Origin of the sequence: Myxococcus sp. AS-1-15 (assembly GCF_020037055.1) — a bacterium.
GTDB classification, from domain to species: Bacteria; Myxococcota; Myxococcia; order Myxococcales; family Myxococcaceae; genus Myxococcus; species Myxococcus fulvus.
Genome location: NZ_JAIQDF010000013.1, coordinates 211,526 through 224,604, shown reverse-complemented (window position 1 = coordinate 224,604; position 13,079 = coordinate 211,526). Strand labels below are relative to the sequence as shown.

The window sequence follows — 13,079 nt, the reverse complement described above, 5'->3', positions numbered from 1 at the left end:
GGTAGAGGAGAGGCCGCGCCGGAAGGATTTCGGCCGCCCGTTTCAGTCCCCCACCCCCGAGGACTTCATGTGGTCTCGTTCACGTCGGCTCACGCCGGCGTTCGTTGGAATGCTGTCTGGCGCCGTGCTGCTCGTCGCCTGTGAGAAGCCCGCCGAGCAGCAGCAACAGCAGCAGCAGCAGGCTCCCCAGGCCGCCCCCGTCACCGTCGTCACCCTCAAGTCGGAGTCCGTGCTGCTCACGCGCGAGCTGCCCGGGCGCACCCAGGCGTTCCTCGTCGCGGAGGTCCGCCCCCAGGTCAACGGCCTGGTCCAGCGCCGGCTCTTCACCGAGGGCGGCCAGGTGAAGGAGGGCCAGGCCCTCTATGAGCTCGATGACGCCACCTACCGCGCCGACTACGCCAGCGCCAAGGCCGCGCTGGAGCGCGCCCAGGCGACGCTGACCTCGGTCGCCCTCTCCACCAAGCGCTCCGCCGAGCTGTTCAAGCTCGAGGCCGTCACCCCCGCCGACAACGAGAAGGCCGTCGCCGCGCTCGCCCAGGCGGAGGCGGACGTCAAGGCCGCGCAGGCCGCCGTCCAGCGCGCCGGCGTGACGCTCGGACACGCGCGCATCACCTCGCCCATCGCCGGTCGCATCGGCAAGTCGTCCGTCACCCAGGGCGCGCTCGTCACCGCCAACCAGCCGCAGGCGCTCGCCGTCGTGCAGCAGCTGGACCCGCTCTACGTCGACCTGACCCAGTCGAGCAGCGAGCTGCTCCGCCTGCGCAAGGAGCTCAGCGCCGGCACGCTCAAGCCCACCGACAGCACGCCCGTCACGCTCCTGTTGGAGGACGGCAGCCGCTATGCCCACCCCGGCTCGCTCACGTTCTCCGACGTGACGGTGGACCCGGGCACCGGCACCTTCGCGCTGCGCATCACCGTCCCCAATCCCGACCAGATGCTCCTGCCCGGCATGTACGTGCGCGCGCTCGTGGGCAACGGCCTGCGTCAAGAGGGCCTCCTGGTCCCGCAGCAGGGCATCGCGCGCGACGCGAAGGGCAACGCCTCCGCGCTCGTGGTGGGCAAGGACGGCAAGGTGGAGCCGCGCACCGTCGCGGTGAGCCGCACCGTGGGAGACCGCTGGCTCGTGGACAGCGGCCTGTCCGAGGGCGACCGCGTCATCATCTCCGGTCTCCAGAAGATCCAGCCGGGCATGCCCGTCCAGGCGACGGAAGCCCCGCCGACAGAGACGAAGGGGGGCGAAGCCGCGCCCCTCGTCCCGCCGGCTCCCAACCAGTGACGGAACGCAGCCATGGCAAGATTCTTCATTGATCGACCCATCTTCGCGTGGGTCCTCGCCATCATCATCATGATGGCTGGCGCGCTCTCCATCACCCGGCTGCCCATCGCGCAGTACCCCATCATCGCTCCGCCGACCGTGACGGTCGGCGCCGTGTACCCGGGCGCCTCGGCGAAGGCCATCGAGGACTCCGTCACGCAGGTCATCGAGCAGACGATGAAGGGGCTCGACAACCTGCTCTACATGTCGTCGACCAGCGAGTCGAACGGCGCGGCGACCATCACCCTCACGTTCGCCAACGGCACCGACCCGGACATCGCGCAGGTGCAGGTGCAGAACAAGCTGCAGCTGGCCACGCCGCTGCTGCCGCAGGCCGTGCAGCAGCAGGGCATCGCCGTCACCAAGGCGGCCTCGGGCTTCCTGCAGGTCATCGGCTTCGTGTCCGAGGACGGCAGCATGGGCGGTGACGACATCCAGGACTTCGTCGCCACCAACATGGTGGACCCCATCTCCCGCGTCCCGGGCGTGGGCAGCACGCAGGTGTTCGGCACGAAGTACGCCATGCGCATCTGGCTGGACCCCAACAAGCTGGACACCTACGCGCTGACGCCCACGGACGTCATCGGCGCCATCCGCGGGCAGAACCAGCAGGTGGTGGTGGGTCAGCTGGGCGGCACGCCCGCGGTGAAGGGCCAGCAGCTCAACGCCACGGTGACGGCGCAGGACCGCCTCCAGACGCCGGAGCAGTTCCGGAACATCGTCCTGCGAGGCAACGCGGACGGCTCCGTGCTGCGGCTGGGCGACGTGGCCCGCGTGGAGCTGGGCTCCGAGGACTACAGCGTCATCAGCCGCTACAACGGCAAGCCCGCCACGGGCATCGCCGTGTCGCTGGCCACGGGCGCCAACGCCCTGGACACCGCGCAGGGCGTGGCGGCGGCCCTCAAGGAGATGGAGCCGACGCTGCCCAAGGGACTCAAGGCGGTGGTGCCGTTCGACACCACGCCGTTCGTCCGGGTCGCCATCCAGGGCGTGGTCTCCACGCTGCTGGAGGCCATCCTCCTGGTGTTCCTGGTGATGTACCTGTTCCTGCAGAACTTCCGCGCCACGCTCATCCCCACCATCGCGGTGCCGGTGGTGCTGTTGGGCACCATCGGCGTGCTCACCGCGCTGGGGTACTCGGCGAACATGCTCACCATGTTCGCGATGGTGCTCGCCATCGGCCTGCTCGTGGATGACGCCATCGTCGTGGTGGAGAACGTCGAGCGCGTGATGAGCGAGGAGGGGCTGTCCCCCAAGGAGGCCACGCGCAAGTCGATGTCGCAGATCACCAGCGCGCTGGTGGGCATCGGCGTGGTGCTCTCCGCGGTGTTCATCCCCATGGCGTTCCTGGCGGGCTCCACGGGCGTCATCTACCGGCAGTTCTCGGTGACCATCGTGACGTCCATGGCGCTGTCGGTGCTGGTGGCGCTGGTGCTCACGCCGGCCTTGTGCGCCACGCTGCTCAAGCCGATTCCCAAGGGCCACCACGCGGCGAGCAAGGGCTTCTTCGGCGCGTTCAACCGCGCGTTCGACTGGAGCAACGCCCGCTACCAGTCGGTGGTGAAGGGCATCCTGGGCCGGGCGTGGAGCTTCATGGTCGCCTTCGTGGCCATGGTCGCGCTGATGGTGGTGCTGTTCCTCAAGCTGCCCACCTCGTTCCTCCCGTCCGAGGACCAGGGCTTCCTGTTCGCCCTGGTGCAGACGCCGGTGGGCGCCACGCAGGAGCGCACGATGAAGGTCATCGAGCAGCTGGAGGACCACTTCCTGGAGAACGAGAAGGACACCGTCAAGGCGCTCTTCAGCGTGCAGGGCTTCAGCTTCGCCGGCAGCGGTCAGAACGCCGGCATCGCGTTCATCAACCTGCGGGACTGGAAGGAGCGCAAGTCGGCGGAGCTGGGCGTCAACGCGGTGGCGGGGCGCGCCGCGGGGGCCCTGGGGCAGATTGAGGACGCGCTCGCGTTCGCCTTCCCGCCGCCCGCGGTGGCGGAGCTGGGCAACTCGGCCGGCTTCACGTTCTTCCTCAAGGACAACATCGGACAGGGGCACGAGGCGCTGACGGCCGCGCGCAACCAGTTCATGGGCGCCGCGATGCAGAACCCGCTGATTGCCTACGTGCGGCCCAACGGCCAGGAGGACACGCCGCAGTTCCGCGTGGACGTGGACGTGGCGAAGGCGACCGCGCTGGGGCTCTCCACGGCGGACATCAACAACACGCTGACGGCGGCGTGGGGTGGTCAGTACATCGACGACTTCATCGACCGCGGCCGCGTGAAGCGGGTGTTCATCCAGGCGGACGCTCCGTTCCGCATGGTGCCGGAGGACTTCAGCCGGTGGTCCGTGCGCAACACGAAGGGGGAGATGGTGCCGTTCCCCGCGTTCGCGAGCGTGCGGTGGGGCTCGGGCTCTCCCCGGCTCGAGCGCTTCAACGGCGTGTCCGCCATGGAGCTGACCGGTGAGGCGGCGCCCGGAGTGAGCTCCGGCGATGCCATGGCCGCGGTGGAGCAGATGGTGGCGCAGCTGCCGCCGGGCTTCAGCCTGGAGTGGACGGGCCAGTCGTATCAGGAGCGGCAGGCGGGCTCGCAGACGCCGCTCTTGTACACGCTGTCGCTGCTCCTGGTGTTCCTGTGTCTGGCGGCCATGTACGAGAGCTGGACCATCCCGACGGCCGTGCTGCTGGTGGCGCCGCTGGGCATCCTCGGCACGGTGCTGGGCAGCTTCATGCGAGGCATGGACCGCGACGTCTACTTCCAGGTGGCCATGCTGACCACGGTGGGGTTGTCGAGCAAGAACGCCATCCTCATCGTGGAGTTCGCGAAGGAGAACGTCGAGAAGGGCATGGAGCTGGTGGAGGCCACGCTGCTCGCGGTGCGTGCGCGTCTGCGGCCCATCCTGATGACGTCGCTGGCGTTCGGCTTCGGCGTGGTGCCGCTGGCCATCGCCTCGGGCGCGGGCGCCGGTGCTCAGCGGGCCATCGGCACGGGCGTGCTCGGCGGCATGCTGGTGGGCACGTTGCTCGGAATCTTCTTCGTGCCGCTGTTCTTCGTCGTGGTGCAGCGCCTGTTCACCCGACGCAAGACGGAGACGGAGTCCTCGCCCCCGGTGGATGACTCACACGCGACGTCCTGAGCCTGGGACGACGTGAAGCCCGAAGAGGCCGCCGGCGCGTTGTCGGCGGCCTCTTTTCATTCCGACGCCCAGGTGATGCGCTCGAAGGTGGCCCTCAAGCGGGCTCCTCGCGCCGGGTGCAGATGCTCCACCCAGGCAATCCTCCCGAGCAGGTGCGCGCGGAAGTCGGGATGCTGCTCGGTGTTCTGGCTCTCGGGGCCGCGTGTGCGGCACAGGTGCAGCACGGCCTTCAGGCGCTCGTAGTCCTCGCGAGGGACGGTGGGGTGTGCGTTCACCACGACGCCCGCGAGCCGCTGCTGCTGGCCCTGGTGCATCACGCGCGTCTTGCCGTGGCGCACGGTGAAGCCCTCCTCACGGATGATGCGCGTCACGCACGTGAGCAGCCTGCGCGCGCGTCGCGCCAGGGCTTCGTCACCGGAGAAGGCCAGGTCATCGGCGTAGCGCGTGTACCGGGCGCCCAGCGTCGCCGCGAGCGCGGACAGGCGGACATCGAGTCGATAGGCCGCGAGGTTCGCGAGCGCCGGTGACGTGGGCGCTCCCTGCGGGAGGTGTCTCGCGGAGAGCCTGCGCGACAGTCGCCAGCAGGCGTCAAGCTCCTGTGCGCTCTCGGCCCGGCGTGCCTGTTCAACGACGGCGCCCGGCGTCCGATTGGTGCAGAGCCCGGCGAGCGCGTTGATGACGCCATCGGGATAGCCGGCGGTCCGGAACACGCCCCACACCTGCGCGGGCCGCACCGCGTGGAAGAAGTCCTCCAGGTCCACGCGCACCACCACTGCGCGGCCCACGTGGGGGCTTGCGAAGTCCTTCACTCCGAGGCCCCGGACGAAGCCGCGAGCGGCGGCGTGGGGCGGGATGACGTCCAGGATGTCGTGGAGCACCTTGCGCTGCAGTCGCGCGAGGTCCAGCCCTGGCTTCTCCAGGAGTCGCTTGCCGCCCGTGCGCTTGGGAATCCAGACGTAGCGATAGCGTCGCCATTGGCCGGGACGGGACGTGCGCTCGAAGCCCGCGCCATCCACGAGCCAGCCCAGCTGGGCGTCCGTCACCCCGAGCCACTGCGCGAGGGCGGCCTGCGTCGTGAGCTCGGGGACGGGCCACGGCCGCCGGCCCATCTGGGGCTCCGCGTCCAGCCAGTGACGGATGCGGATGGGCTCGGCGCTGTTGCCGCAGGCGCGGATGAGCGCTGGGCGGGTGGCGAGCAGCTCGGTGAGCAGCTCGATGCGGGCGTGGGGCGGGCGAGGAAAGTACCTCAGGATGCCGCGGACGACGGGCACGAGCCAGCGCGGGCGGCCGCCCACGACATGGGCGCCTCGTTCCCTCAGTCCCGCTCGAGTCCAGGGACCCGCGAGGAACGCGGACGCGAGCGCCGCCGCCACGGGGTGGCGCGTGCTCACGTCCGGGCCTCCGGGTGCCATGCGGCGGCTCGGGCCCACCTGTCCCGTCCGGCGTGGCCAGACTCGCGGCTCGCCGCGATACCGGCCTCGCGTGGGAGTGTGTTCCTCATGAAGAGTCCCCGGGGGTACCCCGGAGATGCAGAGGGCCGTGTCACCACGGACCGTCTACGCGCTGGGTTTCCGAGCCGCCGCATGGCGAGGCGGACCCTACTACTTCAACGCCTCCAACAGGGCGGCTTGCATCGCCTTGCGGTTCTCCGGGAAGCCCTGGCTGGGGAAGGGCCGCGCGCCGTGGATGAGCGGCTCGAACTTGCGGTACATCGGGTCCGAGCGCGCGGGCTCCTGCTGGTAGAAGGCGCGGTTGGCCTGGAGCAGGTAGCGGGGCAGGGTGCCCTGCGGTCCCTCGCCGCTGAAGGCGATGAGGCCGCGCACCTCGGGACTCCCCAGGAACGAGGTGAGCGCCTTCGCGTCCTCCGCGCACGTGCCCGTGCAGCCCGCGTTGACCACCAGCGCGTCCACGAACACGGTGGGCGCCGAGCCGCCACCCAGCGGCACCGAGACGACGTCCGGCAACGCCATCCCCGGCCGGGCCTTCAGGATGGGCACCAGGCGCTCGGTGTAGCCCATGAACCCGTTGGCCTGCTCCGTGGCGAACGCCTCCTCCGCCGCCGTGTTGTCCGCGTACGTCCCATCCAGGCACGGGTTGACGCCGGGCTCCATCGCGCAGCTGTCCACCACGGTCTCGAACGGGGTCAGCGTCGTCGCATCCAGCGGCAACGACAGCGCGCCGGGCAGGGCGTCCGCCGGGTGCGTGTCTCCCCAGGCATCGATGTACGAGGAGGGCAGCGTCCAGCTCCCGTCGAAGTTCGCCGCCAGCGGCCGCTTGCCCGGAGAGACCTCTCGCAGGATGTCCACCAGCGTCGCGCCATTCGTGGCGGAGCGGATGTTCGTGCTGTGCGAGTACACCACGTAGGTGCACAGGTACGTGGGCATGCCGTAGCTGGTGCCGGAGATGCGCACCGCCTCCTCGGCCGCCGGATGCACCGTGCCCGCCGCCGGCGTCACCGGCTGAATCCAGCCCTTCGACACCAGTGAGCCCAGGATGAGCGTGTCCACCTCCACCACCTGCGCCGCCGAGGGGCCCGAGCCGAGCAGCTGGTTCAGCGTGCCGCCATCATCCAGGTCATACACATCCAGGTTGGCATCGAACACGATGTCCAGGTCGATGTCCGAGTGCTCCCGCTCGAAGTCCGCTTCGAGCCGCGCCGCGAGGCTCGCGAAGCTGTCCCCCACCGTGTCCGGGATGTACGGAAACAACACGGCCTTCATCGGCCGGGGCGGCGTGGGCGTCGGGTCTGGAGACTCCGAGCAGGCCGTCAGCGTGAAGAGCAACGCACCGAGTGACGCTTTCCAATTCATGGCGGAACCTTCCTCGAGAAAGGTTCGCACTCTAGGCCCGGTGAGGCGGATAAACTGCTCTTTCGCGTCCGTGCCTGTCTTTGCGACGGAGGTGTCAGGCGGGCACGTCGAAGCCCGCGGCCCGCAGGGCCTCGCGAATCTCCCACTCGTACACGGTGAGGCCGTCGCGCTTCAGGCCGGGCAGCAGGTCCCCGAAGGCATTCGCCTCCAGCACGCGGTGCCCGGTGAAGTACTCCTCGAACATCAGGTCGATGCCGACGTGCAGGCAGTCATGGGCGCGCGCCACCTGGCGGCAGCTCTCCATCGCGGCCTCCCATTCGCTCCGGGGCACCGCCGCCTCCAGCTCCTCCAGCTCTCCGCGCCAGCCGCCCAGGTGCAGGTTGGTGATGGGCAGCCGGCTCTGGCGCACCACGATGAACGCGGGCTCGCCGCGCACCGCCAGCACCCGACAGTCGAAGAGGTCTCCGCCCAGCCGCGCCTTCGGAATCGAGCGCTCCACCTGCGAGCCCTCGCGCAAGAGGAAGCCGAGCACCTGCTCCAGCGGCTCCGGCTCGCGGATGCGGCGCACCTTGAGCGTGTTGAACCAGCCCCTCGGCGACTGCTCGACGGTGGTCACCAGCGACTCGTGGCCGCGAAGTCGCCGGAAGATGCCCAGGCACGACGCGGACGAGCCGCAGGACACCTTCACGAACACCTCGCGCCAGCCCTCCTCGTCCATGCGCTCGCGTAGCGATGCCACGTCCGTCACCCCGTCCAGGGGCTCCGGCACGGGCACGCCCAGCGCGGCGTACTGGCGCGAGGTGACGCGCTTGTCGAACAAGTCCCGGATGCTCGCGGGCGACTGGAGCACCCGCCACGACGGGCGCTCGCGGAACACGGCCTCCAATTCCGAGAGGACGCGCAGGAAGCCGAGGTGTCCCTGCCGGGGGGCGAGGATGCGCCCGTGGTCCTCGACGAGCGCGTCGACCTCATCGGGGGCGAGCACCTGTCCCCCGTGCGCGAGCGCGTCCTCGTAGCCCCGCTTCAACAGGCCCTTCTCCACCTCCCAGCTCTCGCCCGCGGCGTCGATGCGGACGAACGCGTCCGTGTCGGGGAGCTCTGCGAGGCGGGCAGGGGACTCCAGCAGCTCCCGCCAGGGCACCACCTTCGCGGGCGGCAGGCCCTGACGGTCCAGCGCGTCCTGGAACAGCGAGACGCGCCGGTTCTCCGCGTTGCCGATGACGATGAAGCCGGGCAACGCGGACATGGGAGGGCTACTCGCCCACCGCGGCGTAGTGGTACTCGGGGTCGTACTCGCGCTGGTTGCCCGCGGCCACGGTGCCGGCGATCTTCGCCACCAGCTTCTCACCCGCGTCGGTGAGCGTGTTCTCCGTCAGATCGAGGTGCTTGAGGTGCTTGAAGGCCGCCGCGTTCTCCGCGAGCGTCTTCGCGCCCTCATCCGTCAGACAGCCCATGGACAGGTCCAGCTTCTCGAGCTGGGGGAGCACCTTCGCGGTCGGCAGCACCTTGACCAGGTCATTGGTGAACTCCGCGTTGCGCAGGCCCAGCACCTTGAGGTTCGACAGGCCCTTGCCGTCGAGGATGGGCTGGATGTCCGCCACGCCGCCCTCGGCGCCGTAGCTGTCCTGGCCGAACCACACCTCCAGCTTCTCCAGCTTGGGCCACTTCGCGCTGGCGATGGACTTCACCGCGCCCAGCGGCAGGCCGCCCGTCTCGATGGTGAACTCGCGCAGCTCCGGCAGGTCGATGTCGCCCAGGTCCGCGCCCGCGCCGCGCAGCCGCAGCGAGCGCAGGTTCGGCACCAGCTTGTAGAGCGCCGAGACGTCGTTCACGTAGGACCAGGAGATCTCGGTCTCGTCCGGGTACTCGAAGTCGCCCAGGAACAGGTGCTCGAGCCCCTTGGGGGGCGCCTCCTGCAGGGCCTCCAGGACGGGCTCGTAGCTGTTCTCGCCATCCGAGGCGTCGACGATGCCCACCGCGAGCGAGCGCAGGAAGCGCCCCGACGGGTGCGTCAGCAGCGTCTTGACGCCCTCGCCCACGTCGAACTCGGAGTCGTACTCCTTGCGGCCCAGGCGCGCCGAGCGGATGAAGCCCAGGTGCCACTCGAGGGTGATCTCCTCGTCGCTCCAACCCTTCGCCATGGAGCCGAGCAGCAGCGCCTTGTGCTTCTTGATGTGCGCGGACACCTGCTTCTTGAGCGCGGTGGCCTCGGCGCCGGACGCCTTGGAGAGCGCGTGCTGCAGCGCGATGAGCTCGCCGCGCGGGTCGCCCTGGGCCTGGAGCCAGTCGCCATAGACGAGGTACGCGTCGACGTTGTCCGGGTCCTTCTGGATGGCGGCCTCGAGCTCCGGGTTCGACTTGCCCTCGACGGCCTCGCCCTCGTCGTCGTCGTCGCCGCCCTCGCCGTCGCCCACCAGCTCGTAGCCCTTCTTCTCCTTCTCACGGACGAGCTTGTCGTACTCCTTCTGGGCCTTCTCGTCGGAGTCGAACGACTGCGTCTTCTCCTGGCCGTCGGTGCCGATGCGGCCCCAACGCGTGGTGAAGGAGTCGCCCTCGAGCTTGATCTCCCAGAACTTGCTGGAGCTGCCTTCCTTGAACTCGTACCGCGGCATGGCCGTCCTCTCCTGCGCCGAGCGTGGCGCGTCCGACCGGAAGCTAGAGAAGCCCTCGCGCAAGCTCAAGCGTCGCGCCCATCCAGGCTTCCCAGGGCGTCTCGGGCGCGCGCCCTTCCCGCCCGTCTTCCGGAATTCCCTGCGCGGGGACACCCGGCCGTGACGTCTGCACCCGGGGGCTCGGTCCGCTCAGGTCCACCCGGTGCACGCTCACGTGCGTGGGCAGCCCGCGCGTGTCGAACGGCGACTGACGGACCGCGTCGAGCCACAGCACGTCCACGCGCGCCCGCTTCGCGTCGACGCGCACCTGCTCCAACACCTGCTCATTGTCTCGCGGGGTGAGAATCTCCACCGTGCCGCGGGCGCGCCACTCGCGCAGGAGCAGCTCGCACAAGCCGCGCTCGGCCTCGAGCGGGTGGGGGCCCTGTCCCTCCCAGGGGAAGGCCACCTGGAAGCGCAGGTCCTGGTCTCCGAGCCACACGGAGAGCCGACGCACCAGGCAGAGCACCAGCCCCAGGGCCAGCACGGCGCGCTGCCAGCTCACGCCGCTGTCCTTCACGCGCGCGTCCGCGAGGCTCACGGGCAGCAGGAACACGAGCACCCGACGGCGGCGCACCGCGAGGCTCTCGTCGCGCGTGTAGTAGAGCAGCTCGCCCTCGACGTAGCGCACGTCGAACAAGTCGAGCGTGGGCTCGTCCTCCATGTAGACGAGCTCGGAGGTGACCAGGTTCTCCAGGCTGCCCACGTTGGAGACCGACGAGAAGCCTCCTTGCGGGAACGCGGCCTCGTCCTCCAGCGCTGTGGGCGCGGGGCCCTGCGAGACGGCGCGCGCGCGCAGACGCGGCGGCAGCGTGCGCGACAGGGACTCGGCGGCCTCCACGGCCTGCTCCAACGCCAGGCGCTGCGCCTTGCCCTTCAGGTGCTCCAGGTTCTCCAGCGTGAAGACCTCGGCGTCGCCGAGCAGGGCGCTGGCGCGACGCGCCCCGGTGGCCAGCGCCTCGTAGCCCCGGGCGAGCGACTCGAGCGCGGAGTCCCGCTCGCGCAGGGCGCCGTATCCCGATTGCAACAGTTCACCCGGTGGCTTCTCGAGGATGCGCCGCGCCAGCGCGGGGCTGACGGGCGTGCCCGAGGTGAAGCCCATGCGCGTGAGCACGCGGCCGACGAGGAAGGCCAGGCCCTTGGGCCGCAGGGCCTGGGGCACGCGGGCCAGCGCGGCGGACACGGCCTCCAGGGTGGGCTCGGCGGCCAGGCGCGCGAGGACGTGGTCGTCGTAGGCCCGCACGGCGTCGCGCAGGCGGGGCAGGGTGTCCGGGATGGGGAGGGAGGGTGCGGGAGGTTGCCCCGAGACGAGCCGCCCCAGGTCGGCGATGAGCGCGGGCGGCGGGAGCGTGGGGGCCTCCTCGAGCATGGCCCTCAGCCCGGGGATGCTCGCGGCGAGCGCCTCCGCGTCGAGCCCCTCCTGCCGTGAGAGGCAGAGCCCCGCGCACAACCAGCGTTCCAGGTCCTGGGGGGCTCGCGGCTCGGGGACTCCCATGCGTCCACCATGTATCACTTCCCGCTGGGGGCGGATGCAGGGGCGTGTCGGTGCGCGGCGCCGAGGCGCCGTGGTTTCGGCAGGGGACCGGAGGAGCGGTCCCTGTCTCGACGCGGACAGGCCCCTGCGACTTCGGGGCAGTTGTCCAGCCCAGGGTCGGTTCCCACCCTCGCTTCCTTGCTCCCTCGCGGGAGAGGAGGCCACATGCGCGCGAAGTCTGGCTGGGCGGTGATGTTGCTGGGGGCCCTGGGCTGCGGAGGACCGGAGGCGAGGGCGGAGAGTCCCGTGAGCACGGCGGAAGCGCCGCTGCTGGCGCCGTCATGCCCGACCGGTGGCGCGCAGCGGGTGAAGGTCGTCATTCCCCCGGGGACGCCCGAGCCTCCGCCGTTCGCGGGGCTGTCGCCCTTCGGCTTCCTGGGCGTGCAGGGCACGACGTACTTCACCGTGAACTACCCCGACGGCGCCTCCGTGCTGTGGCGCACGCAGGGCACCGAGGGCAGCACCGTGCAGGTCCGCGCCTTCTCCGCGATGTGGCCCGAGCGCGCGTTGTCCACCCGGGCGCCGCTCGGCGACAAGCTGCTGTTCACCGTCTACACGCCGGAGTCGGGCCGCGAGCCGTGGGTGTCGGACGGGACGGAGGTTGGCACGCGGCTGCTGAAGGACGTGACACCCGGACCGGAGGGCACGGCGATGTCGCAGGTCTCCGTGTGGGGCAACAGCGCGTCGTTCTTCCGCACCCGGCAGGTGCTCACGCCGCCCCGGACGCAGGTGGAGCTGTGGCGCACGGATGGCACGGAGCCCGGCACGCGGATGGAGGTGAACCTGGGCGTGCTGAGCACGCTGTCTGAGAGATACGTGCGGACCACGAGCGCGCACTTCTTCTTCATGTCCAATGCGACGGACGGCACGTCGCTGTGGCGCACGGATGGCACCGCGGGCGGAACGGTCTTCGTCAAGAAGCTGGATGCCGGACAGGTCCCCGTGATGGACGTGGGCACCACGCAGGATGGCGCCGTGGGGCTGTTCACCCTGCTGGATGGCGGCAACACGGAGGTCTGGAAGACGGACGGGACGGCCGCGGGAACGGTGCGGCTGGAGACCTTCGGCAAGCGCATGCTGATGCTCGGCTCGCTGGGCGGCTCGGTGTACCTGGTGGACAGCGCCTACCTGCCCATCATGACGCTCTCCAGCGTGTCGCTGGCGGGGGGCGGGAAGGCGAACGTCACCCAGTTGGAGAACCCATGGGGGAATGACCCGGATGCGGGGACCTACGTCCAGGGCGTCGTGCGTTCGGGGGACACGCTCTACTTCTCCGTCGCCATCGGGACGTCGGGTCCCGCGCCGCGCAGGGTGTGGCTGTGGGTGACGCAGGGGACGGCCGCGACGACGCGGCGGGTTCCCGCGGCGCTGAGCACCTCCGACGAGTACTGGTCTCCGCTCATCGCCGCGGACAATGGCGGGGTGGTGTTCACCGCGGGCGGCGAGGGCTCCTTCGCGGTGCCGTGGGTGTCCTACGGCACCGACGAGACCTCGTCCGAAATCACCACGAGCCCGTCGCGCACGCATCTGGCGACCGCGTTCGCCCGGGTGGGCAACCGCATCTACTTCGGCGCGAGGGATGACACGGGCTACCACCAGCTCTGGGCCATGCCCTCGAACGTGAGCTGCACGCCGTAGCCGAA

8 protein-coding genes are annotated in these 13,079 nt (G+C 70.3%); 3 read left to right on the top strand and 5 right to left on the bottom strand.

What is annotated here, in order from left to right:
* Positions 1-109: 109 nt before the first annotated feature.
* Positions 110-1,276, top strand: coding sequence for an efflux RND transporter periplasmic adaptor subunit (locus tag K8625_RS30830; RefSeq protein ID WP_305070929.1), 1,167 nt, complete (start codon positions 110-112; stop codon positions 1,274-1,276).
* A 12-nt stretch (positions 1,277-1,288) separates the two neighbouring features.
* Positions 1,289-4,441, top strand: coding sequence for an efflux RND transporter permease subunit (locus K8625_RS30825; protein WP_223750124.1), 3,153 nt, complete (start codon positions 1,289-1,291; stop codon positions 4,439-4,441).
* Positions 4,442-4,497: 56 nt separating this feature from the next.
* Here the strand turns inward: K8625_RS30825 and K8625_RS30820 are convergent, their stop codons facing one another.
* The 5 genes from K8625_RS30820 to K8625_RS30800 all read right to left on the bottom strand — a co-directional run bounded on the left by K8625_RS30820 (position 4,498) and on the right by K8625_RS30800 (position 11,397).
* Complete coding sequence (locus K8625_RS30820) at positions 4,498-5,832, bottom strand: reverse transcriptase family protein (RefSeq protein WP_223784716.1); 1,335 nt, start codon at positions 5,830-5,832, stop codon at positions 4,498-4,500.
* Positions 5,833-6,042: 210 nt separating this feature from the next.
* Positions 6,043-7,251, bottom strand: a complete 1,209-nt coding sequence (locus tag K8625_RS30815) for a hypothetical protein (RefSeq protein WP_223784715.1) — start codon at positions 7,249-7,251, stop codon at positions 6,043-6,045.
* A 94-nt stretch (positions 7,252-7,345) separates the two neighbouring features.
* Positions 7,346-8,497, bottom strand: coding sequence for an STM4014 family protein (locus tag K8625_RS30810; protein ID WP_223784714.1), 1,152 nt, complete (start codon positions 8,495-8,497; stop codon positions 7,346-7,348).
* A gap of 7 nt (positions 8,498-8,504) precedes the next feature.
* Complete coding sequence (locus tag K8625_RS30805; protein WP_223784713.1) at positions 8,505-9,863, bottom strand: WGR domain-containing protein; 1,359 nt, start codon at positions 9,861-9,863, stop codon at positions 8,505-8,507.
* Between the two features lie 43 nt (positions 9,864-9,906).
* Complete coding sequence (locus K8625_RS30800; RefSeq protein WP_223784712.1) at positions 9,907-11,397, bottom strand: hypothetical protein; 1,491 nt, start codon at positions 11,395-11,397, stop codon at positions 9,907-9,909.
* A gap of 204 nt (positions 11,398-11,601) precedes the next feature.
* Here K8625_RS30800 and K8625_RS30795 point away from each other — a divergent pair, with 204 nt between their 5' ends.
* Entirely contained in the window at positions 11,602-13,074 is a 1,473-nt protein-coding gene (locus K8625_RS30795; RefSeq protein WP_223784711.1) for a hypothetical protein, read from the top strand.
* Positions 13,075-13,079: the final 5 nt, after the last annotated feature.

Excerpts from the sequence above, each read along its gene's own strand:
- K8625_RS30830 (WP_305070929.1), top strand. The coding sequence starts at position 110 with ATGCTGTCTGGCGCCGTGCTGCTCGTCGCCTGTGAGAAGCCCGCCGAG.
- K8625_RS30795 (WP_223784711.1), top strand. The coding sequence starts at position 11,602 with ATGCGCGCGAAGTCTGGCTGGGCGGTGATGTTGCTGGGGGCCCTGGGC.
- K8625_RS30810 (WP_223784714.1), bottom strand. The coding sequence starts at position 8,497 with ATGTCCGCGTTGCCCGGCTTCATCGTCATCGGCAACGCGGAGAACCGG.
- K8625_RS30815 (WP_223784715.1), bottom strand. The coding sequence starts at position 7,251 with ATGAATTGGAAAGCGTCACTCGGTGCGTTGCTCTTCACGCTGACGGCC.
- K8625_RS30805 (WP_223784713.1), bottom strand. The coding sequence starts at position 9,863 with ATGCCGCGGTACGAGTTCAAGGAAGGCAGCTCCAGCAAGTTCTGGGAG.
- K8625_RS30825 (WP_223750124.1), top strand. The coding sequence starts at position 1,289 with ATGGCAAGATTCTTCATTGATCGACCCATCTTCGCGTGGGTCCTCGCC.
- K8625_RS30800 (WP_223784712.1), bottom strand. The coding sequence starts at position 11,397 with ATGGGAGTCCCCGAGCCGCGAGCCCCCCAGGACCTGGAACGCTGGTTG.